The organism is Streptomyces sp. NPDC059740 (assembly GCF_042733155.1).
Lineage (GTDB): Bacteria > Actinomycetota > Actinomycetes > Streptomycetales > Streptomycetaceae > Streptomyces.
The window spans coordinates 120,209-140,280 of sequence record NZ_JBHWGP010000007.1 but is presented as its reverse complement, the minus strand read 5'-3'; the positions used below and the strand labels follow the sequence as shown (position 1 = coordinate 140,280).

The window sequence follows — 20,072 nt, the reverse complement described above, 5'->3', positions numbered from 1 at the left end:
TCCCAGAAACCGGAGGTCCTCCGTGGCAGCGCCACACGCCGCCCCGCACCGACCGAGCCCGTCCGGCGTGACGAAAGTCGCGCACCTGGGCGACTTCCACGTACCGCCCAGGGTCGCGGTGATCACCGCCCTGGCCGTGCCGGTCGGTGCGCTCGCCGCCCTCGTCGCCGTCTGCCTGCTGAAGCTGATCGCGCTCTTCACCAACCTCTGCTTCCACGGCCGCCTGTCCTTCGGCGACACCACCCCCGCCACCACCACCCACTGGTGGCTGATCCTCTTCATGCCGGTGCTCGGCGGCCTGGTGATCGGGCTGATGGCGCGCTACGGCTCGGAGAAGATCAGGGGCCACGGCATGCCGGAGGCCATCGAGTCGATCCTCGTCGGCGGCAGCAAGGTGCAGCCCAGGGTCGCCGTGCTCAAACCCGCCTCGTCCGCGATATCCATCGGCACGGGTGGCCCGTTCGGCGCCGAGGGGCCGATCATCATGACCGGCGGGGCGGTCGGCTCGATCCTGGCCCAGTTCCTGCGGGTCACCACCGACGAACGCAAGACGCTGCTGGTGGCCGGATCCGCAGCCGGTATGGCCGCCACCTTCAACGCGCCGCTCGCCGCCATCCTGCTCGCCGTCGAACTCCTGCTCTTCGAGTGGCGCCCCCGCTCCTACCTGCCCGTGGCGGTCGGCGCCGTCACCGCGACCCTGGTCCGCGGCCCGCTGCTCGGTACCGAGCCGCTCTTCGGCGGGGCCCGCGTACCGGCCTCGCTGCCGCTGTCCGCGTACGGCCTGTGCGTGGTCGCCGGGCTCGCCGCGGGTGGGCTCGCCCTTCTGGCCACCGCCCTCGTCTACCTGTCCGAAGACCTCTTCGCGCGCATTCCGCTGCACTGGATGTGGTGGCCCGCCATCGGCGGCGCGATCATCGGCATCGGCGGCCTGTTCGAGCCGCGCGCGCTCGGCGTCGGGTACGACGTCATCGACCAGCTGCTCACCGGACGTGCCACGGTCGGCCTGATCCTCGGCATCCTGGTGGTCAAGACCCTGATCTGGGGCCTGTCCCTGGGCTCGGGGACGTCGGGCGGTGTCCTGGCGCCGATGTTCATGGTCGGGGGAGCCCTCGGTGCCGCCGAGGGGCTGGTCTTCCCGCACGTCGGGCCCGGCTTCTGGGCGTTGGTGTCGCTCGCCGGAGTGCTGGGCGGGGTGATGCGCTCACCGCTCACCGGCATCGTCTTCTGCCTGGAACTGACGCACGAGATGAACGCCCTGATCCCGATGGTGATCACCGCCTCGTCGGCGTACCTGCTCTCGGTGATCCTGCTCAAGCGGTCGGTCCTCACCGAGAAGCTCGCCCGCAGGGGCCTGCACCTCACCCGGGAGTACTCCGTGGACCCGCTGGAGGTGCACCTGGTCAGGCAGTTGGAGACGCCGCTGGTCACCACTTTCCGCACCACCGCGGCCGCAGGTCAGGCCACGGCACTGCTGCAGGCCGCGCACGAGGCCCGGGACGCCGACGGCATCCTCGCCCAGCGGCTCTACCCGGTGCTGGACGGGTCCGGCCGGCTGGCGGGCGTCGTCACCCGGGCAGAGCTGCTGCACGGCTCCCCGGAGGACCAGCGCCCGCTGGGCGAGCTGGCCAGGACAGCCCTCACCGCCTACTCCGACGAGACGCTCCGGACCGTCGCCAACCGGATGGCCGCCCAGCACGTGACCCGTGTCGTGGTGGTGTCCCGGGACGAACCCGCCCGGGCGGAAGGCATCCTCAGCCTGCGCGACCTGCTGACGGCCAGGCGGGTCGACCTCCACGAGGAGCAGCACACCGAGCGCGTCCTGGCCGCGCCCTGGCGCCGGGGACGGAAGCCGGCCCTGGTCGTCGCCTCCGGCGGGCCGCGTCCGGAGTCCGCCGGTCCCTTGGCCGCCACCGGTCCGGAAAGGCCTCACCCCGCGCCGCCGGAGGACGGGCAGGGCAAGGAGCCCGCGCTGGGCTGAGCCGGCGCACCCCCGGCAGTAGCCGGTGCCGGGTCCGGTGGGCCCGGTACCGGCTCGGCCCGGGCGGACGGCGGAGGCTGCAAACACGGCCGTCGGTGGGAGGGCGGCCGGGAGACTGGCTGCGGGGTTGCCCGACCGACGGGGATCGCAGGGGCCCTGGACCCTGCCCGCGAGGGTGGCTACCGCACCGTCCGGCCGGACCGTCCGCGGTGGGGGCATGCCGTTCGGCCGCGCCGGCGACTGGCAACCAGGACGAGCACCACGGGGGTTGACGGTTCGGCCCACGGACGGCGAAGATCGGAGGCCCCCAGCTGACAACGTTGTCAGGAAGGATTCGATGAAATCGCTGAGACGGGCCTTCGCCGCAGTGACGCTCGCCATCGCCGTGACAGCGGCCTCCGCGGGCGTCGCGAGCGCCCACGGGGCCGCGCCGCCGTTCGCCGCCGATCCCACCACGCTGGTCGACACGTCCATCGGCAACAACGGGGACGGCACCACCTTCCCCGGTGCCTCGGTGCCGTTCGGCATGGTGCAGCTCAGCCCTGACACCCAGCTGAACAAGTACGCCTCCTATGACTACGCGCAGAACACCATCCTCGGCTTCAGCCACACCCACCTGTCGGGCGTCGGCTGCCAGACCATGGGCAACTTCCGCTTCATGCCCACCACCGGAGCGGTCACCTCTTCCGACCCGGCGCAGTACGCGGCGAAGTTCAGCCATGCTGACGAGGACCGCGCTCCCGGCTACTACGGCGTGAAGCTCGACAACGGCATCCACGCGGAACTCACCGCGACGCAGCGGACCGGCCAGCACCGCTACACCTATCCGGCCGGTTCGGGCCCCGAGAACGTGCTGATCGAGGTCGGGCAGAGCAACGGCAGCACCTATGCCGGCGACGTCCACGTGGTCGGCGACGACACCGTCGAGGGCTGGCTCCAGGGCGGCAACTTCTGCGGGGAGACCGGGAAGGAGCGGTACCGGATCTTCTTCAGCGCCAGGTTCGACCGGCAGTTCTCCTCCTTCGGCACCTGGACCGACGACAAGCTGACCCCCGGCCGGCGCACCGCCTCCCGCGGCTCGCAACGCGCCGGCGCCTGGCTGACCTTCGACCCGGCAGGCGGCCACCGGGTCGGCGCCTCGGTCGGCCTGTCGTACACCTCCGTGGACGGCGCGCGCCTCAACCGCAGGGCCGAGCAACCGCACTCCTTCGACCGGGCCCGGGCGGCGGCGCACGGCACCTGGCGCGAGGAGCTGAACCGTCTGCGCGTGGCCGGCGGCACCACCGCCGACCAGCGCACGTACTACACCGCGCTCTACCACTCGCTGCTGCACCCGTCGATCGGGTCCGACGTGGACCACCGCTACCGCGGCTTCGATGACCGGGTGCACCGCGCGAAGTCGACGTACTACCAGATGTTCTCGCTCTGGGACACCTACCGTTCGCAGAACCAGCTGGTCGCGCTGCTCCACCCGGGCAAGGCGGCCGACATGGCCGAGTCCCTCCTCCGCGTCTACCAGGACGGCGGCTGGCTGCCGCGCTGGGGCCTGGGCAACAGCGAGACCAACGTGATGAGCGGCGATCCCGTCACCCCCTGGATCGTCGACATCTACCAACGGGGCCTGCTCGACAGGTCCACCGCGCACGCACTCTTCGACGCCCTGTGGAAGAACGCCAACGAGGTCCCCGCCGACCAGTCGACCTTCCGGGGCCGTGACGGCAACCCGAGCTACCTGAAGAACGGCTGGGTCGGCTACCAGAACCTGCCCGGCTACACGTACGGGGACAGCCGCCAGGCCGGCTCGGCCACCCTGGAGTACGCCCTCGCCGACTGCGCCCTCTCCCGCATGGCCTCCGGACTGGGCTACCGGGACAAGGCCGCGACGCTCTCCGCACGCTGCGACAACTTCACCAAGCTCTGGGACGCCTCGGTCACCTCCAAGGGTTATTCCGGCTTCCCGGTGACGCGCAACGCGGACGGCACGGTGGCCGGCGACCCGGACCCGACGCAGCTCGGCGCGTTCCACGAGGGCACGGCCTGGCAGTACCAGTGGCTCGCCCAGCAGGACCCGCAGACCCTCTTCGGACTCATGGGCGGACCGGCCCAGGCCGAGCAGCGGCTCGACACCTTCTTCGACATGCCGACCGTCCTCGCCGATCCGGGGAAGGCCGCCTCCGACTCGTGGGTGACGGGTGCGTACGACTACCACAACAACTTCGCGTTCAACCCGAACAACGAGCCGGACTTCCATGCGCCGTGGATGTACGCGTGGACGGGCGCTCCGTGGAAGACCTCGGCCGTGCTGCGCGCGATGCGGACGCTGTTCACCGACGACGCCTACGGCATGCCCGGCAACGACGACCTCGGCGCCACTTCCTCGCTGCTCGTCTTCGCGATGGCCGGCATCTTCGAGGCGCAGCCCGGATCCGCCGACTACGTGATCTCCGCACCGATGTTCGACAAGGTCGAGATCCGCCCCGAGCAGGGCCCTCGCCTCACCGTCGAGGCCCCGGGCGCGAGCGCCTCGAAGCTCCAGTACGTCTCCCGCGTCACCACCCGGCAGGGCACCCTCCACCAGAGCTGGCTCTCCCACCGGGATCTGCTGCGCTCCGGGACGATCCGGATCGGGCTCTCCGACCGGCCCACCGACTGGGGCGTCGACGCCGCCCCGCCGGCCTTGAACCGGCACTGAGGACAGTGCGCTGCTCCGGGTGCGCCCCTTTGCCGGGGGCGCACCCGGAGCACGCTCCGGTCCGTTCCCGTCCCGTGCCCGCGGTACGGCCGGCCGACTGGCCTGTCACATCGGGCGGACGGCGGCGTTCCGGGTCGTCAGGACGGAATGCACCAGGCGGGCGCCGGCGCGCGCGGTGCGCTGGTCGACGTCCAGGTCCGGGTTGAGCTCGGCCACGTCGCAGACGGCCAGCTTGCCGCTCGCCGCGATCCGCGTGCAGACCCGCTCGACCACCTCCATCGGCACACCGTAGGCGGCCGGCGCGCTGACCCCGGGCGCCGCGGCGGCCGGCAGCACGTCCAGGTCGATGCTCAGGTGGACGAGGTCGCATTCGGCGAGGAAGGCGTCCACGAACCGTTCGGCGCGCTCCAGGCCGAGCAGACCGCACTCGGTGTCCGGCAGGTACCGCACGCCGAGCTTGTCGGCGGTGTGGAACAACCGCTGGGTGTTGCTCGGTTGGCTGACGCCCAGCACCCAGTAGTTCAGCGCCCGGCCCTGCCGTTCCTCCTCCCGTGCCATCTGCAGGAAAGGAGTGCCCGAACTCGGGCGCACGTCGTCGCGCAGATCGAAGTGGGCGTCGAGGTTCAGCACGCCCAGGCGGGCCGCCCCGCGCAGCGCGCGGCTCCGGGCGATGCCGAGGTAGCTGCCGTAGGCCACCTCGTGCCCGCCACCCAGCACCACCACCGGACGCCCTTCGTCCAGCAGTGTGGCGACAGCGGCGCCCAGCCGGTGCTGACCGGCCTCCAGGTCCCCGTCGGCGACCCTCACGTCTCCGGCGTCCCACACCTGGTCCGGGGCGGGCAGCGCCATCGACGCCAGCGCCCGGCGCAGGGCGGCCGGACCGTTCGCCGCGCCCTGCCGTCCCTGGTTGCGCCGCACCCCCTCGTCGCTGCGGAAGCCGACCAGGGCGGCGTCAGGCGTCTCGGTCCCGTCGTCCGGCACCGTGCGGGCGCTCGCCGCCTGCCCGGGACGGGGCTCGGTGCGTACCGCGTGGTGCCAGCGCAGGGTGTCCGTGCCCGGGCCGTCGTCCCGGCCGGTCCACGGCTGGGACGGCACGTCGGTGGCCACTGTCATGGCGTCCTCACTTCCCGTCCGGGGTGTCCGTGGCGCTCTCGTCCTCGGCCATCGGGATGCGCACGCCGCGCTCGCGTGCCACGTCCGCGGCGTGCTGGTAGCCGGCGTCGACGTGGCGGATGACGCCCATGCCGGGGTCGTTGGTCAGCACCCGGGAGATCTTCTGTGCGGCCAGCTCGGTGCCGTCGGCCACGCAGACCTGGCCGGCGTGGAGGGAGCGGCCCATGCCGACCCCGCCGCCGTGGTGGATGGAGACCCAGGAGGCGCCGGAGGAGGTGTTGACCAGGGCGTTGAGCAGCGGCCAGTCGGCGATCGCGTCGGAGCCGTCGAGCATGGCCTCGGTCTCGCGGTAGGGGGAGGCGACCGAACCGGAGTCGAGGTGGTCGCGGCCGATGGCGACCGGCGCGGACAGCTCGCCGGAGGCCACCATCTCGTTGAACCTCAGGCCCGCGCGGTGGCGTTCGCCGTAACCGAGCCAGCAGATGCGCGCCGGCAGTCCCTCGAACGCGACCCGCTCGCCGGCCATCTTGATCCAGCGGTGCAGGTGCTCGTTCTCCGGGAACAGCTCCATGATCGCCTTGTCGGTCGCCTCGATGTCCTTGGGGTCACCGGAGAGCGCGGCCCAGCGGAACGGGCCCAGGCCCTCCTCGAACAGCGGCCGGATGTGGGCCGGCACGAAGCCGGGGAAGTCGAAGGCGCGCTGGTAGCCGGCCTTGCGGGCCTCGTCGCGGATGGAGTTCCCGTAGTCGAAGACCTCGGCGCCGGCGTCCAGGAAGCCGACCATCGCCTCCACGTGCCGGGCCATCGAAGCCCGGGACCGCTCGGTGAAGCCGGCCGGGTCCTTGGCGGCCTGCTCGTGCCAGTCCGCCACGCTCACGCCGACGGGAAGGTAGGCCAGCGGGTCGTGGGCGGAGGTCTGGTCGGTGACGATGTCGATCGGCGCGCCCATCTCCAGCAGGCGGGGGAAGACCTCGGCGGCGTTGCCGGCCAAGCCGACGGAGAGCGGGCGGCGGGCGTCGCGGGCCTCGGTGGCCAGGCGCAGGGCGTGGTCGAGGTCGTCCGCGGCCACGTCCAGGTAGCGGTGGGCGATACGGCGCTCGATCCGGCTGGGGTCGCAGTCGACGCAGATGGCCACGCCGTCGTTCATGGTCACGGCCAGCGGCTGCGCACCACCCATGCCGCCGAGCCCGGCGGTCAGGGTGATCGTGCCGGCCAGCGAACCGCCGAACTTCTTGCGGGCCACCGCGCCGAACGTCTCGTAGGTGCCCTGGAGGATGCCCTGGCTGCCGATGTAGATCCACGAACCGGCCGTCATCTGGCCGTACATGGTCAGGCCACGGGCCTCCAGGGAGCGGAACTCCTCCCAGTTCGCCCAGTCGCCGACCAGGTTGGAGTTGGCGATCAACACCCGCGGGGCCCACGGGTTGGTCCGCATCACGCCGACCGGCTTGCCGGACTGGACGAGCATCGTCTCGTCGTCCTCAAGGGTCTTCAGGGTACGCACGATGGCGTCGTAGGCCTCCCAGTTCCGGGCCGCCTTCCCGGTGCCGCCGTAGACGACCAGGTCCTCCGGGTGCTCGGCGACCTCCGGGTCGAGGTTGTTCATGAGCATCCGCAGGGCGCCCTCCTGCTGCCAGCCGAGGCAGTTCAGTTTGGTGCCACGGGGGGCGCGGACGGTCCGGGCGTCCGGGGAAACGCTGGGCATGCTGCCTCCTGACAGGAAGATCAAGGTCTTGCGGCTCCATGACAGGTGACGGTTCCCGCCGGAACCACCTGTCGCCGGTGCTTTTCTCGGATCCGAGAAACCGCCTGCTCCGGCGGGTCCGGCCGGCGGGGCCGCGCACGGCCGCGCACGGCCCCGCGGCGGCGTCCCGCGCCGCCCGTCGCGGCACTAGAATTCGCCGGGACGCCAGGGCTGCCCGACCGCCCGCCGGCCAGGCGCGACGCGGGCGGGACGACGACAGGGATGGTGAACCGCGTGGCTGTCGAGACGGCGGACCTCACCCGGTTGTACCGGGCACGGGCCGCCAGCGGCGTGCCCGCCTACCAGCGGATCAAGGACCTGGTCACCGAGCTGGTCACCAGCGGCCGGTGGCGGGAGGGCGACGCACTGCCCTCGGAGAGCCAGTTCGTGGCCTGCCTGGGTCTGTCGCGGATGACGGTCAACCGGGCCCTGCGCGAGCTGACCGCACAGGGCGTCATCCGGCGGGTGGCGGGCGTCGGCTCGTTCGTCGCCGCGCACAAGGCGAGTTCGGCACTGGTCGAGGTGCACAACATCGCCGATGAGGTGCGGCTGCGCGGTCACCGCTACCACGCGAAGGTGCTGTGCGTGCGCGAGGAGCAGGCCGGGCCCACGGTCGGTGGCGACCTCGGGCTCGCGGTGGGCAGCCCGGTCTTCCACTCACAGGTGGTGCACTTCGAGGACGGCGTCGGGGTGCAGCTGGAGGACCGCTACGTCAACCCGCAGTTCGCGCCCGGCTACCTGGACCAGGACTTCACCCGGCGCACGCCCTACACGTTCCTGACCGAGGTGGCTCCGCTGGGCAAGGGGGAGCACGTCGTCGAGGCGGTCCTGCCCTCGGCGCAGGAGTGCGACATCCTCGGCGTCGAACCGTCCGAGCCGTGCCTGCTCATCCAGCGCCGGACGTGGTCGGGGGAGGCGCTGGTCAGTGTGGCGAGACTGCTGCACCCGGGCTCGCGCTACCGCCTGGCGGGCACCTTCGGCGCCTGAGAACGGCCGGACCCGGCAACGGACCGGCCGAGGGCGCCCGTCGCGCCGGGCGTCATTCTTCGCGCGAGGGGGACGGGGCGCGGCCGGCGACCGCGGCGGTCAGCCGGGCCGCGCCCTGCCGGAGCACCTCGCGCACGTGTTCCGGGCGGTGTCGGCAGTAGCTGCGGTTCCAGGTGCTGCTGAGCGCGGCGACCGGCCGCTCCTGGTGGTCGAAGGCGGCCACGCCCACCGAGCGGAACCCTTCCGAGACCAGCTCGACCTCCTCCGACCAGCCGCGGGCGCGGTCCTCCTTCAGCAACTGGAACAGCTCACTCAGGGAGCGCGGTCCGCGACCGGTACGGGTGACGAGCCCGCCGGGGCGGGAGAACAGGGCACGTAGTTGCGCCTGCGTGCTGTGCGCGAGCACCGCCCGCCCGCTGGCGGTGAGGTGCGCCGGCAGCCGGACCCCGATGTCGGTGACCAGTGAGACGTCGGCGTCGCCGGTGCGCGAGGTCGCGGGGCGTTCCTTGAGCAGGTAGACGGTCTCCGCCCCGTACAGCACGCCCAGGTGGACGGTCTGGTCGAGTTGGCCCGCAAGGTGGCGCAGGATGGGGCGGGCCAGGCGCTCCAGCGGTTCGTGGCGCAGGTAGGCGGACCCGATCTCGAAGGAGGAGACGCCCAGGCCGTAGGTCTGCTCCTCCCGCAGGTAGGTCACGAAGCCGCGGTCCACCAGCACCGTCAGGATGTGGTAGGCCGACGAGCGAGGGATACCCAGGTCGCGGGCGAGGGCCGAGGCCCGGACCGGTCCGGAGCGTCCGGCGAGGTGGAGCAGGATGTCCAACGCCCGCCCGACCGCCGGTGAGGTGCTCGACGACATCTCGTGTTCACTCACTGGATCACCCTCTTGACGCACCTGTATATACAGGAATATACAGGTGCCTTCGTCGTGAGGGCCGCCCTGCCCGCGTCCGGTCGCCGCCCTCCCCCTCGTCACCCCCCGTCACCCCGTCCGGGACACTGGAGTCCCGAAGGAGGGCATTCGTTGACTACCGACACGCCGACCTTGAGCAGGGGACTGAAGTCTCGCCACATCCGCTTCATCGCACTCGGTTCCGCCATCGGCACCGGACTCTTCTACGGGTCATCGGAATCCATCAAGGTCGGCGGGCCGGCGGTTCTCCTCACCTACCTGATCGGCGGCGCCGCCGTCTTCCTGGTGCTGCGGTCCCTCGGTGAAATGGCCGTGCACCGGCCGTGTGCGGGTTCCTTCGGCGAGTACGCCACCAAATACCTCGGACCGTTCGCCGGATTCTCCACCGGCTGGACCTACGCCTTCGAGATGGTCATCGTCTGCCTCGCGGACATCACCGCACTCGGCGTCTACATGGGATTCTGGTTCCCCGACGTGCCGCGCTGGATCTGGCTGCTGGCCGCGGTCCTCGTCATCGGGGCGCTGAACCTCTTCAGCGTCAAGGTCTTCGGGGAGCTGGAGTTCTGGCTCTCGCTGGTGAAGATCGCCGCCATCATCGCCATGATCATCGCCGGCCTGGCCATTCTGGTCTTCGGGCTCAGCGGCGACCAGGTGGGTGTTTCCAACCTCTGGAGCCACGGCGGTTTCTTCCCCAAGGGCGCGCAGGGTTTCGTCATGTCCTTCGCCGTCGTGATGTTCGCCTTCGGCGGCACCGAGATCATCGGCGTGACGGCGGGCGAGGCGGAGGAGCCGGACAGGGCCATCCCCAGCGCGGTCAACTCCATCCCGGTCCGCATCGTGCTGTTCTACGTGCTGACCCTCGCCGTCATCATGTCGCTCAACTCCTGGACGAAGGTCGACTCCGCCGGTTCGCCGTTCGTCGAGATCTTCGCCGGGCTCGGCGTGAAGTTCGCGGCCACCCTGCTCAACCTCATCGTCATCGTCGCGGCGTTGTCCGCCATCAACAGCGACATCTTCGCCGCCGGACGCATCATGTACGGAATGGCCGAACGCCGGCAGGCGCCGGCCGTCATGCGCCGGCTCTCCCGCAACGGCGTTCCGTGGATGACCGTCCTCATCATGATCGTGGCGCTTCTGGTCGGTGTTCTGCTGAACTACCTGATACCGCAGAAGGTCTTCCTCATCATTTCCTCGATCGCGACGTTCGCCACGGTCTGGGTCTGGCTGATGATCCTGCTCACGCAGTTCAACGCCCGCCGCAAGATGCCCAGGAGCGAATCCGACACCCTGCGCTACCCGGCGCCGTTCTGGCCCTACGGACAGATCGTCGCGATCGTCTTCATGGTCGGCGTCCTGGTCCTCCTCGGGTTCTCCGCCGGCACCCGGGTCGCCCTGCTGGTCGGCGTGGTCTGGCTGGCCCTGCTCGGGGTCGCCTACGCGGTGGGAACGCGTCGCAACGGTGCCGTCGGCCCGGACCCCGCCGCCTCCGGGACCGCAGCCTCCGGCCACGCCACGGCAGACCACGAGGACCAGGCGGCGGCCTACCAGCGACTGGGCTGAGTCACCGCCCGGACCCCGGCCGCCGGATCACCGCACCGGCGGATCACCACCGAAGTGGGGCCCGCCGCCCGCTCCCGCACCGCGCGTGCCGGACCGGGCGGCGGGCCCCGCCCGTTGTGGCCCGGGACGCGCACCGGGGCGGGAGGGACGGCAGACAACGTCTGGGATCCCAGACATACTCTCCCTCTCAGCCCTCGCGGACGCCCCTGACATGCGCGTTCACTGAAGACATGACTGTTGTTGTTGGTGTCGGCCCGCTCTCGGCCGACGATGTTGTGTCCGTTGCCCGCCACGACGCCCCCGTGGCCCTGGCGCCGGACGCCCTGAAGGAGATCGCCCGCAGCCGAGAGGTGATCGAGGCCCTGGCCGACGACGTCGAGCCGCACTACGGCGTCTCCACCGGCTTCGGCGCGCTGGCCACCCGGCACATCCCCGGCGAGCTGCGCGCCCAGCTCCAGCGCAGCCTCGTGCGCTCGCACGCCGCCGGTTCGGGCGCCGAGGTGGAGCGTGAGGTCATCCGCGCGCTCATGCTGCTGCGTCTGTCCACCCTGGCCACCGGCCGCACCGGCGTGCGCACCGAGACCGCCGAGGCCTACGCCGCACTGCTCAACGCCGGCATCACCCCCGTCGTCCACGAGTACGGCTCGCTCGGCTGCTCCGGCGACCTCGCACCGCTCGCCCACTGCGCCCTCGCCGTCATGGGCGAGGGAGAGGTGCGGGACGCCGGCGGCAACCGCAAGCCCGCCGCCGAGGCACTGGCCGCCGCCGGCATCACCCCGGTCGTCCTCCAGGAGAAGGAGGGCCTGGCACTGATCAACGGCACCGACGGCATGCTCGGCATGCTCGTCCTGGCCGCCCACGACCTGCGGCAGCTGCTGCGCACCGCCGACATCACCGCCGCGATGAGCGTGGAGGGCCAGCTCGGCACCGACGCCGTCTTCGCCGCCGACCTGCAGGCCCTGCGTCCGCACCCGGGCCAGGCCGACAGCGCCGCCAACCTCCGCTCGCTGCTCGCCGACTCCGCCATCGTCGCCAGCCACCGCGGCCCGGAGTGCACCCGGGTCCAGGACGCCTACTCGCTGCGCTGCTCGCCGCAGGTGCACGGCGCCGTCCGCGACACCCTCGCGCACGCCGAGACGGTCGCCGCCCGCGAACTGGCCAGCGCCGTCGACAACCCCGTCGTCACCCTCGACGGCCGGGTGGAGAGCAACGGCAACTTCCACGGCGCGCCCGTCGCCTGCGTCCTGGACTTCCTGGCCATCTCGGTCGCCGACCTGGCGTCCGTCGCCGAGCGGCGCACCGACCGCTTCCTGGACGTGGCCCGCAACCACGGGCTCAACGCCTTCCTCGCCGACGACCCCGGCGTCGACTCCGGCCACATGATCGCCCAGTACACCCAGGCCGCGATCGTCTCCGAGCTCAAGCGCCTGGCCACGCCGGCATCGGTCGACTCGATCCCGTCCAGCGCGATGCAGGAGGACCACGTCTCCATGGGCTGGTCCGCGGCCCGCAAGCTGCGGCGCGCCCTGGACGGCCTCACCCGCGTCCTGGCCGTCGAGCTCTACACCGCCGCGCGCGCCCTGGACCTGCGTGCCCCGCTGACCCCGGCCCCGGGCACCGCTGCTGTGCGCGACGGCCTGCGCGAGACCGTCCCGGGCCCGGGCACCGACCGCTGGCTCGCCCCGGAGATCGAGGAGGCCGTGCAGTACGTGGCCTCGGGCCGGGCCGTGGCCGCCGCCGAGTCCGCAGTGGGCAGCCTGGTCTGACGCCCGGAACCCCGGCCGGGGCGCGACGGGGGCCTGTCACCCGCGCCCCGGCAAGGGGTCCGACGCGGGGGAGGGGGCCGGAAACCGCGTGGTCCGTGGCCGCGCGAGAGCGACTGCCCGGATCACGGACCGTACGGGCCACTCGTACCTGACCGGCCGTGTCACGGACCGCACCGGTCACCCGTGGTGCTGCGCCGCTTCGGCCCCGGCGGGCGGTGTCTCGACGACGCCGCCCACCCGGCGGGTCAGCTCCCGGGCGGTCCGGCACACCTCGTCGGCGACGGCCTGCCGGGCCGGCGCGTCCACCTCCTCGCCGGGGAAGGTCACCGCCACGCCCGCGATCGGGTGGCCGGTGTGGTCCAGGACCGGCGCGGCGACCGAGGAACAACCCACGGTGACCTCGCCCTCCTCGGTCGCGTAACCCCGCCGCCGGGCCTCGGCCAGCAACCGCCGCAGGGCGGACAGCGAGTCGGGTCCGGTGCCGTTGCGCAGCACGAAGGCCGACGGGTTCGGGAACAGCGCCCGGACCTGCGGATGCGGCAGCCAGGCGAGCAGGGCTCGGCCGCTGGCGGTCAGGTGTGCCGGCAGCCGCACACCGACCTCGGTCACCAACGGCGCCCGCCCCGGCGCCCGCTCCTCGATCACGTAGATCACCTCACGCCCGTGCAACACCGCGAGGTGGGCGTTGTGCCCCGTCCGGTCGACGAGGCGGGCCAGCGGCACCCGCGCCAGCCGCTGGAACGGCGCCTGCCGGCTGTAGCCGGAACCGAGCTCGAAGGCGCTCACGCCCAGGCCGTACCGCCGCTCCTCCGGCAGGTGGACGACGAAGCCCTCCTGCACCAGGGTGTCGAGCAGGTGGTAGGTGGTGGAACGGGGCAGGTGCACGTCACGGCTGATGGCGGCGGCCGGCACCGGACCCACCTGACGTGCCAGATACCGCAGGACGGCCAGCACCTGAGCGGCTGCGGGGACCGTGGACATGCTCGTAGCGTAAGCCGCATTCCGGTACGGACCGCCGCGTGCGACCGGCTCGGTCTCGGATGCGAGACGCCGGACCTCGGCGCCTACCGTGTCCAGGACCCCCGGGACTCGCCGCAGCCCGGCGGCGTGGCGGCGACCGACCAGGCCGCCGGCCGCCACGGCTCCAGGGACACCTGGCCTCGGCCGCCTGGTCGACCCGGGCCGACCGGTGCGGGACGCCGTGCCCGCCTCACCGGGGTCCGCCCGCCCGGGACGCGCGCGACGGCTGGGCGGCCGTGTCGGTGGCCGGTCCGTGCGGTGGCGCAGTCACCGGTTGCCGATTTCTGCGGACAGCCTCTGCTGCGGTGGAGAGACTGGTTGTCATGGCCGTGGACCGAGCGGAACTTCACGCGAGCTGGAGGCGGGCCCGTGGTCACCTCCACACTGCCCGCCGCCTCCTCTCCCGATTGCCGGAGGCAGACCTGAGCGCGGCAGGGGTGCCCAAGGCGGCACTGCCGCAGACGGACGAGTTCCTCCGCCTCAACGAGACCGAACTCGCTTTCGACATGCTGGTCTACCTGGGCGAGGAACTCGCTCCACCGCACGCCTTCTGGCGCCACCTCGCCGAGGCGGCACGTGAGATGGACCTGTACGCACAGGGCCCGGACAGCGACCTCTTCGCAGCGGCCGAACTGTGCCGCCGCCGGCTCGCGGCGGCCGGCGACAGCGACTGGCCGGAGCGCCCGGCGGCGCGGTAGACGTCCGTCTCCTCCCCACGGTGAGGGGCGCCGGGGCGCTTATGGGTCCTTGCCATATGCCCGCCCGGGCCGCGTGGTCCGGCACCGCACCTCGCGGCCTTGCCGAAAAGCCCTAGTAGCTCCGCTACGAGGACTCTCCGGCGCCTTGCGATGCACGGCACCGGACCACGCGACCTCATCGGACGCTCATATGGCAAGGACCCCTTACCCGCCTCGGCGCCCGGCGTCGGCGCCTCGCCATGGCCGGCGGACGCCGATGGGGGAGGGCTGCTCGTCCCGTACCCGGGGGAGTGGGGTGGACGGGTCGTCCTGGTGGCTCGTCCACGCCGCACCACCGCCTGCGCGGGTACGGCATGCGAGCACAGCACCGGACCGATGCACCAGAGCGGCGCGTGCAGACCGCTGAGTTCATGCCGGAGTGGGGGAGGCCGGTGAGTGCACACCAGCGAGTGCAGGCCGGCGCGTGGCGCACGAGCGTTCAAGTCAGGAAGAGAACCGTCGGGCAGGGTCGACGGATGGGAAAGACGAACAGGTTGCGCAGTCCGTACGCACTGCTGATGGTGACGATGCTGCTCTGGGGAAGTGCCTTCTCCAGCTCCAAGTCCCTTGTGGGGCACGTACCGCACTCCGTGGGCGCCTTCCTGCGATTCGGTGGCGCCGCGCTGGCCCTGCTGCTCGCCATGGCGGTGTCGGGCAGCAGGAGGGCACGCGTACCGGCCCGCAACGGCTGGCGCGCGGCGGCCGCCGGGGTGCTGGGCGTCTTCGCCTACAACGGCTTCTTCTTCTGGGGGCTGTCACTCGCCCCCTCCCTGGACGCCGGAATTCTCATCCCCGTCATGAGCCCGGTCCTCACCAGCACGTTCCTCCTGGCAACCGGCAAGGAGAAGCCGACCTGGGCGCGCGTCACCGGCCTGGCCCTCGGACTCACCGGCGCCGGGACCTTCTTCCTCGGAGCCGGCGGCAGCGGGGGCGGCGGATCTTCCCGTCTTCCGGGCGACGCGCTGTTCCTGCTGAGTGCGGTGTGCTGGGCCTCGTACACCCTGGCGGGTCCACGCGTCCTCACGGGCGTCGAGCCACTGAAGGCCACCACGTACGCGACCTGCGCGGGTGCCCTGCTCCTCGGAGTCCTCGCGGCGCCCGACGCGGCCGACGTGGCGTGGAGCGACCTGCCGGTCGGCGTCTGGCTGAACACGGCCTTCCTGGCCGTCGGCGCCGCAGCCGTGGCGAACCTCCTCTACTACCGGGGAGTGGGCACCGTCGGCCCGGCCCGGGCCTCCCTCATGATGTTCAACGTGCCCGTCATCAACACGCTGTGCGCCACCCTTCTCCTGGACGAGTCCCTCGGCTGGGTCCAGGGCATCGGGGCGCTGGTGCTGGTGCTGGGCGCCGTGATCGCGGTGACGCAGGGCAGGTTGCCGTGGCGCGCGACCGGTGCCCGGACGCAGTCCCGTGTGGTCGCCGCCGGGCCGGCGGAGGACGAGGGCGCGCAGGCCGGGAACGCCTGAGGGCAGCACTGCGCCTGCGGCGCGCGTCCTCCGCGGCCTACTGCTGTCGCGACCGGCAGCGGCGAGGCGGGTTCGAGCCACGTCGGCGGAGGGACGTCCGCCGAACGGTGCCCACGGGACGCGGGGCGGCGGCGTTCCGCGAGGGGGCTGACGGTTCAGCCGGTGTCCGGGACGGTCAGCCTCGGCCCCCCGGGAGGGCGATCCGGGCCAGGTCGGTGCCGACGACCACCCGGCCCCGGAAACCTCGCCCCGCCCTGCGGGCCCACCGCCGGGCCGGGACCGCGGAGGGCATGAGGTGGGTGAGGACCAGGGTGCCGACCCCCGCGCGTTCGGCGAGCGGGCCGAGGGCGTCGACGTCGGTGTGCGACTCCCGCAGGTGGGCCAGGAGCCCGGGCGGCGCTCCGGCCGCGGCCTGCGCGTCGAGGTCGATCGCCTCGTGCACCAGGATGTCCGCGCCGCGGGCCAGACGCTCCACGTTCCGGGAGACGGTGGTGTCGCCGGAGAAGACCACGGACCCGTCCGGGGTGTCGAAGCGGTAGGCGAACGAGGGGAACACGGGGCCGTGCGGCACGAGCACGGCACTCACCCGGACCGTCCCGTCGTCGGTGACGAGGAACGGTTCCATGTCGGGAGCGGTGGCGCCCAGGGGACTCGCGCCCACTGACGGCACGTCGATCTCGTGGACCCGCACCAGTTCACGGGGGTCGGTGGTGCCGGAGTACCGCATGAAGAGGTTCGTCTGGTAGGCGAACGCGGCCATCTGGTACGTGGTCAGCCCGGCCAGGCCCGGGGTGGGGTCGCCCGGTGAGACGGTGCTCTGCCCGGCCGTTGCCGGCGGCAGCGCACCCGCGGGTCCGGGACCGTGGACGTGCACCGGCCGGCGCACCGCGTCGCCCTCGTCGTTCGGCCCGAAGCCGCCGAGGAGGAAGAAGTCGTAGTAGTCACAGACATGGTCGGCATGCAGGTGGGTGACGAAAACCGACGCCAGGTCGGCCAGGCGCAGTCCGGCCCGGAGGTACTGCGAGACGGCGCCGCGCCCGCAGTCGATCAGGTGGACGCGGTCACCCACCACCAGGGCGCTGGCGATGCCGTTCGCCGTCGCCTCCGGGGGCGGCCCGCCGAGCACGCCGAGCAGCACGACCTCGCTGCGGTGGCTCCGCCCGCCGCCCCCCGACGGCTGCGGGGCGGTCCGGGGGCGCGTCGCCGGGGTGTCAACGCCGGCCGCTGCGTACCCCGGGGGCGCCGCGGCCACGAGTCCCGTGGCGGCCGCCGCCGACGCCCCCAGGAAGCGGCGCCGCGCCACCCCGTGCCGTCCGTCACGCTCCGGGACGCTCGTCGAGGACTTCTCCACCGTGGCCTCCACCTCACCGTCGGCCCGCCGACAGCCCGCGAGGCCGGTTCGACCGCCCTCCGCACAGGCGCCGACGCCGCGGCCCCGTGGTGACGACGATTACCTAAGGGCTTAACTAAGTGCGGTCGATCGTAGGAGTGCCGGTCGCTCCCCACAAGGGGGACGGCCGCACCTCTGACGACTCCGGGCCGGGTCGACACCCGCCATGTCGTGTGCCCGGCCATGCCGGCGTACGACTTCCGGTCGATGCCGGGGAACCACGGACGGCGCCGGGACGACCGCGCCCGCCACGGCCCGCCTCAACACCTGTGCCTACGAGGCGGAATGATGACCCCGCCGACACCTTGCTCGCGGCGCGGGAAGCGTGCAGGTCTACGGATCGACCACCGTCCTGGAAGGGTCCGCGTCCTCGCTCCGCCTCGTCGTCGAGTCGGCGGTCGCGGCACACCTGCCGGCCGCAGAACTGCCCGCCCGGTCGGCACCGAGCGGGTCGGGTCGGGGCGAAGTTGCGCCGGAGCGCGCGTAGTGACGTGTGCGCATGCAGAAAACGAACAGGGCCCCGGCACCGGTGGCCGCGAACCACGCAAGAGCTCTGGCGGCGCACGTCAGGGAAGCCGTGTGAGTGAAGGACGAGGCCAGGGCGGCTTGGGCAGGTCCGTACAGAGGCAGGGCGCTCAACCCCCACTGGTCTCCGGCGGGGTTGGAGACCGGGCTCTGCATGCCGACGTCGATGAGCGTGGTCATCACCACGACGAAGAAGCCCTCGAGTTCGCCGCGCAGCAGGAAGCCGGCCATGAGGCCCAGTCCTCCGTAGGCCAGCATGGCCGACGCCGCAGCGGCGGCCACGTCCCACGGCCGGGCCAGCGGCCAGGACAGCTCCAGCAAGAGGACGCAGTAGCAGGTGAGCAGCGTGGTGATGACGAGCAGGGCCACGAGTTTGGCGGCCAGCAACTGCAGACGGGGGTAACCGGCCAGCACCAGGCGCAGGTCCAGCTGCCGGGAGTTGAAGGTGGCCATGAACATCATGAACCCGACGACCACGATGACGGCGTGCAGGGCGCTGGAGACCTGGATGGTGCGGTTCATCGAGGCGGTCACCTCGATGTCGAGGGCGCTGCTGTGGAAGGTGATGTCCTTGTTCAGGGCGGTGACGCGGACCAGGTAGATCCAGGTCGGGACGAAGAACGCGGTCATGCTCGCCGCCAGGCGGTTGCGCAGATGGCCGGTGAGAGTGAAGCCGAGGGCCACCGTGAACGCGGTCCACTGGTGTCTCATCGCGTCACCTCCCGATGCAGTCGGCCCTCCCGCAGGTGGTGGACGGTGTCGAAGTGCTGCAGGTCGTGCAGGAGGTGGGAGACGACCACCACCGAGCGTCCTCGGTCGCGCAGGCGGATCGCCAGATCCCAGAAGCGCTGGTGTGTGTCCCAGTCGAAGCCCTGGTAGGGCTCGTCCAGCACGAGGAGCGGCGGGTCGTGCATCAGTGCCAGGGTCAGGTTCAGCTTCTGCCGGGTACCGCCGCTGAGTTCTCCCGCCCGGGTGCGACGTTCGTCCTGGAAGCCGAGCAGGTCCACCAGCTGCCAGGCATAGCGCAGCTGCGGCAACCGGTAGGCGACCTGGAACAGCCGAAGGTGCTGCGCGACGGTGAGCATGTCGTTCACCACCGCCTGCTGCGGGCAGTACCCCGGCGGGCTGCCGCACCGGACGGTGCCGTGGTCCGGGGCGAGTTGCCCGACCGCGATGCGCAGCAGTGTGCTCTTGCCCGACCCGTTCTCGCCCACCACTCCCGCGAGCGTGCCGGGCTCGACGGTGAGATCGGCTCCGCGCAGTACAGAACGCCGACCGTACGCCTTGTGCACTGCGCTGAGGTGCAACTGTGGGCCTTCTGCCATGACCGTTCCCCTGACCGGAATCCAGACGTCGCCCCTCTCAACTGACGCGAGCAGGCACGGTCACGGCAACTGACCCAGAAAGTCCGCCGGTTGTGTCCCGTCGGCTGTGGTGTGCCGGCAACTTCACTGCTGCCGGCTCGTTCATCTGGCGTGGCAACGATCACGATCTCCGCGTCCGGCCGGTCACGACTGGCGCGTTACCTGAGCACCTGCTTCCCTCCACCGCTCCTGCCGGTTCTCGCAGGCGGCGCCGTGAGCTGGTACGGCTCCGAACCTCCGTTGGCCGGCCTCCTGTGGGGGCTGGGTGGCAGCGGCTCCTGGGCGCTGTCCTGCGCGGCCCTCGCCTTCGTGGGCGCACGACTGCGGTGGTGGCCGGACCCGGTTCCTTCCCGGCGCGGGCACCGGATCGTACTGCTGACGGCGAGTGTCATGGCAGGAGCTGCGGTGTGGCTCCTCTGCAGGCACCTGGGGGCGCCACGCCCGTTGCTTGCGGTGGGAGCCGTGGCCCCGCTGCTGGTCGCCCTCGTACTGGCATGCACGTGTTTCGGCAAGATCTCCCTGCACACCAGTGCGGCCGCCGCCAGCACCACTCTCCTGGTCCTCCTGGTGGACGTGCGTTGGGCCGTGCTCTACGTACTGGTGGCCGCGATCGCCTGGTCCCGCCTGCAGTTGGGCGCACACACCCCGCCCCAGGTCCTGACGGGAGCCGGGCTGGGCACAGCAGTCTGCTGCGCCACCGCGTACTGGAGCCGCTGACGCCTGGGTGGATGCTGCGGCGTACCCGGCAACGCGTGGCGCCCTTCCCGTCCGTGTCCAGTGCGCTGAGCGGCCGCCACCTCGTCCTCGCGTCGTCGTTGAG

The 20,072-nt window shown here is 72.0% G+C and carries 15 protein-coding genes; 8 read left to right on the top strand and 7 right to left on the bottom strand.

Annotation, left to right across the window (positions count from 1 at the left end; translation table 11 throughout):
- The first annotated feature begins 67 nt into the window (after positions 1–67).
- Positions 68–1,978 (top strand): chloride channel protein, encoded by a 1,911-nt coding sequence (locus ACFV3R_RS11745; RefSeq protein WP_385579477.1) that lies wholly within the window; start codon positions 68–70, stop codon positions 1,976–1,978.
- A gap of 337 nt (positions 1,979–2,315) precedes the next feature.
- Positions 2,316–4,670: a GH92 family glycosyl hydrolase gene (locus tag ACFV3R_RS11740; protein WP_385579474.1), complete on the top strand. Its 2,355-nt coding sequence runs from the start codon at positions 2,316–2,318 to the stop codon at positions 4,668–4,670.
- Between the two features lie 105 nt (positions 4,671–4,775).
- On the opposite strand, the gene hutG is transcribed toward ACFV3R_RS11740, so the two are convergent.
- Together hutG and hutU are read right to left on the bottom strand one after the other, a co-directional pair.
- The gene (gene hutG, locus ACFV3R_RS11735; RefSeq protein WP_385579471.1) at positions 4,776–5,783 is read right to left on the bottom strand and encodes a formimidoylglutamase; all 1,008 of its coding nucleotides are present in this window, start codon (positions 5,781–5,783) and stop codon (positions 4,776–4,778) included.
- A gap of 7 nt (positions 5,784–5,790) precedes the next feature.
- The gene (gene hutU / locus ACFV3R_RS11730) at positions 5,791–7,488 is read right to left on the bottom strand and encodes a urocanate hydratase (RefSeq protein WP_385579468.1); all 1,698 of its coding nucleotides are present in this window, start codon (positions 7,486–7,488) and stop codon (positions 5,791–5,793) included.
- 273 nt (positions 7,489–7,761) lie between these two features.
- Here hutU and hutC point away from each other — a divergent pair, with 273 nt between their 5' ends.
- A complete protein-coding gene (gene hutC / locus ACFV3R_RS11725; protein ID WP_385579465.1) occupies positions 7,762–8,514 on the top strand; it encodes a histidine utilization repressor in 753 nt (250 codons plus the stop codon).
- 52 nt (positions 8,515–8,566) lie between these two features.
- Here the strand turns inward: hutC and ACFV3R_RS11720 are convergent, their stop codons facing one another.
- Positions 8,567–9,370: an IclR family transcriptional regulator gene (locus ACFV3R_RS11720; protein WP_385579915.1), complete on the bottom strand. Its 804-nt coding sequence runs from the start codon at positions 9,368–9,370 to the stop codon at positions 8,567–8,569.
- A 165-nt stretch (positions 9,371–9,535) separates the two neighbouring features.
- Here ACFV3R_RS11720 and ACFV3R_RS11715 point away from each other — a divergent pair, with 165 nt between their 5' ends.
- Positions 9,536–10,984, top strand: coding sequence for an amino acid permease (locus ACFV3R_RS11715; protein WP_385579463.1), 1,449 nt, complete (start codon positions 9,536–9,538; stop codon positions 10,982–10,984).
- A gap of 230 nt (positions 10,985–11,214) precedes the next feature.
- The gene (gene hutH, locus ACFV3R_RS11710; RefSeq protein WP_385579460.1) at positions 11,215–12,750 is read left to right on the top strand and encodes a histidine ammonia-lyase; all 1,536 of its coding nucleotides are present in this window, start codon (positions 11,215–11,217) and stop codon (positions 12,748–12,750) included.
- 177 nt (positions 12,751–12,927) lie between these two features.
- Here the strand turns inward: hutH and ACFV3R_RS11705 are convergent, their stop codons facing one another.
- Entirely contained in the window at positions 12,928–13,731 is an 804-nt protein-coding gene (locus ACFV3R_RS11705; RefSeq protein WP_385579457.1) for an IclR family transcriptional regulator, read from the bottom strand.
- A 446-nt stretch (positions 13,732–14,177) separates the two neighbouring features.
- Between ACFV3R_RS11705 and ACFV3R_RS11700 the strand changes: the two genes are divergently transcribed.
- Both ACFV3R_RS11700 and ACFV3R_RS11695 read left to right on the top strand, forming a co-directional pair.
- Positions 14,178–14,468 carry a hypothetical protein gene (locus ACFV3R_RS11700; protein WP_385579454.1) on the top strand — a complete coding sequence of 97 codons (291 nt, stop codon included), beginning with the start codon at positions 14,178–14,180 and terminating at the stop codon, positions 14,466–14,468.
- A 515-nt stretch (positions 14,469–14,983) separates the two neighbouring features.
- Positions 14,984–15,973, top strand: a complete 990-nt coding sequence (locus tag ACFV3R_RS11695; protein WP_385579451.1) for a DMT family transporter — start codon at positions 14,984–14,986, stop codon at positions 15,971–15,973.
- Positions 15,974–16,148: 175 nt separating this feature from the next.
- On the opposite strand, the gene ACFV3R_RS11690 is transcribed toward ACFV3R_RS11695, so the two are convergent.
- The 3 genes from ACFV3R_RS11690 to ACFV3R_RS11680 form a co-directional block, all read right to left on the bottom strand.
- Complete coding sequence (locus ACFV3R_RS11690; protein ID WP_385579448.1) at positions 16,149–17,324, bottom strand: MBL fold metallo-hydrolase; 1,176 nt, start codon at positions 17,322–17,324, stop codon at positions 16,149–16,151.
- A 372-nt stretch (positions 17,325–17,696) separates the two neighbouring features.
- Positions 17,697–18,599 carry a hypothetical protein gene (locus ACFV3R_RS11685; RefSeq protein ID WP_385579446.1) on the bottom strand — a complete coding sequence of 301 codons (903 nt, stop codon included), beginning with the start codon at positions 18,597–18,599 and terminating at the stop codon, positions 17,697–17,699.
- On the bottom strand, positions 18,596–19,213 hold the full coding sequence (locus ACFV3R_RS11680) for an ABC transporter ATP-binding protein (protein WP_385579443.1): 618 nt from the start codon (positions 19,211–19,213) through the stop codon (positions 18,596–18,598). The genes ACFV3R_RS11685 and ACFV3R_RS11680 overlap by 4 nt, the downstream gene beginning before the upstream one ends.
- Positions 19,214–19,465: 252 nt before the next feature.
- Between ACFV3R_RS11680 and ACFV3R_RS11675 the strand changes: the two genes are divergently transcribed.
- Positions 19,466–19,969, top strand: a complete 504-nt coding sequence (locus tag ACFV3R_RS11675; protein ID WP_385579440.1) for a phosphatase PAP2 family protein — start codon at positions 19,466–19,468, stop codon at positions 19,967–19,969.
- Positions 19,970–20,072: the final 103 nt, after the last annotated feature.

Coding starts and splice junctions, on each gene's coding strand:
- ACFV3R_RS11740 (WP_385579474.1), top strand. CDS start 2,316: ATGAAATCGCTGAGACGGGCCTTCGCCGCAGTGACGCTCGCCATCGCC.
- hutG (WP_385579471.1), bottom strand. CDS start 5,783: ATGACAGTGGCCACCGACGTGCCGTCCCAGCCGTGGACCGGCCGGGAC.
- hutU (WP_385579468.1), bottom strand. CDS start 7,488: ATGCCCAGCGTTTCCCCGGACGCCCGGACCGTCCGCGCCCCCCGTGGC.
- ACFV3R_RS11720 (WP_385579915.1), bottom strand. CDS start 9,370: ATGTCGTCGAGCACCTCACCGGCGGTCGGGCGGGCGTTGGACATCCTG.
- hutH (WP_385579460.1), top strand. CDS start 11,215: ATGACTGTTGTTGTTGGTGTCGGCCCGCTCTCGGCCGACGATGTTGTG.
- ACFV3R_RS11705 (WP_385579457.1), bottom strand. CDS start 13,731: ATGTCCACGGTCCCCGCAGCCGCTCAGGTGCTGGCCGTCCTGCGGTAT.
- ACFV3R_RS11695 (WP_385579451.1), top strand. CDS start 14,984: ATGGGAAAGACGAACAGGTTGCGCAGTCCGTACGCACTGCTGATGGTG.
- ACFV3R_RS11685 (WP_385579446.1), bottom strand. CDS start 18,599: ATGAGACACCAGTGGACCGCGTTCACGGTGGCCCTCGGCTTCACTCTC.
- ACFV3R_RS11680 (WP_385579443.1), bottom strand. CDS start 19,213: ATGGCAGAAGGCCCACAGTTGCACCTCAGCGCAGTGCACAAGGCGTAC.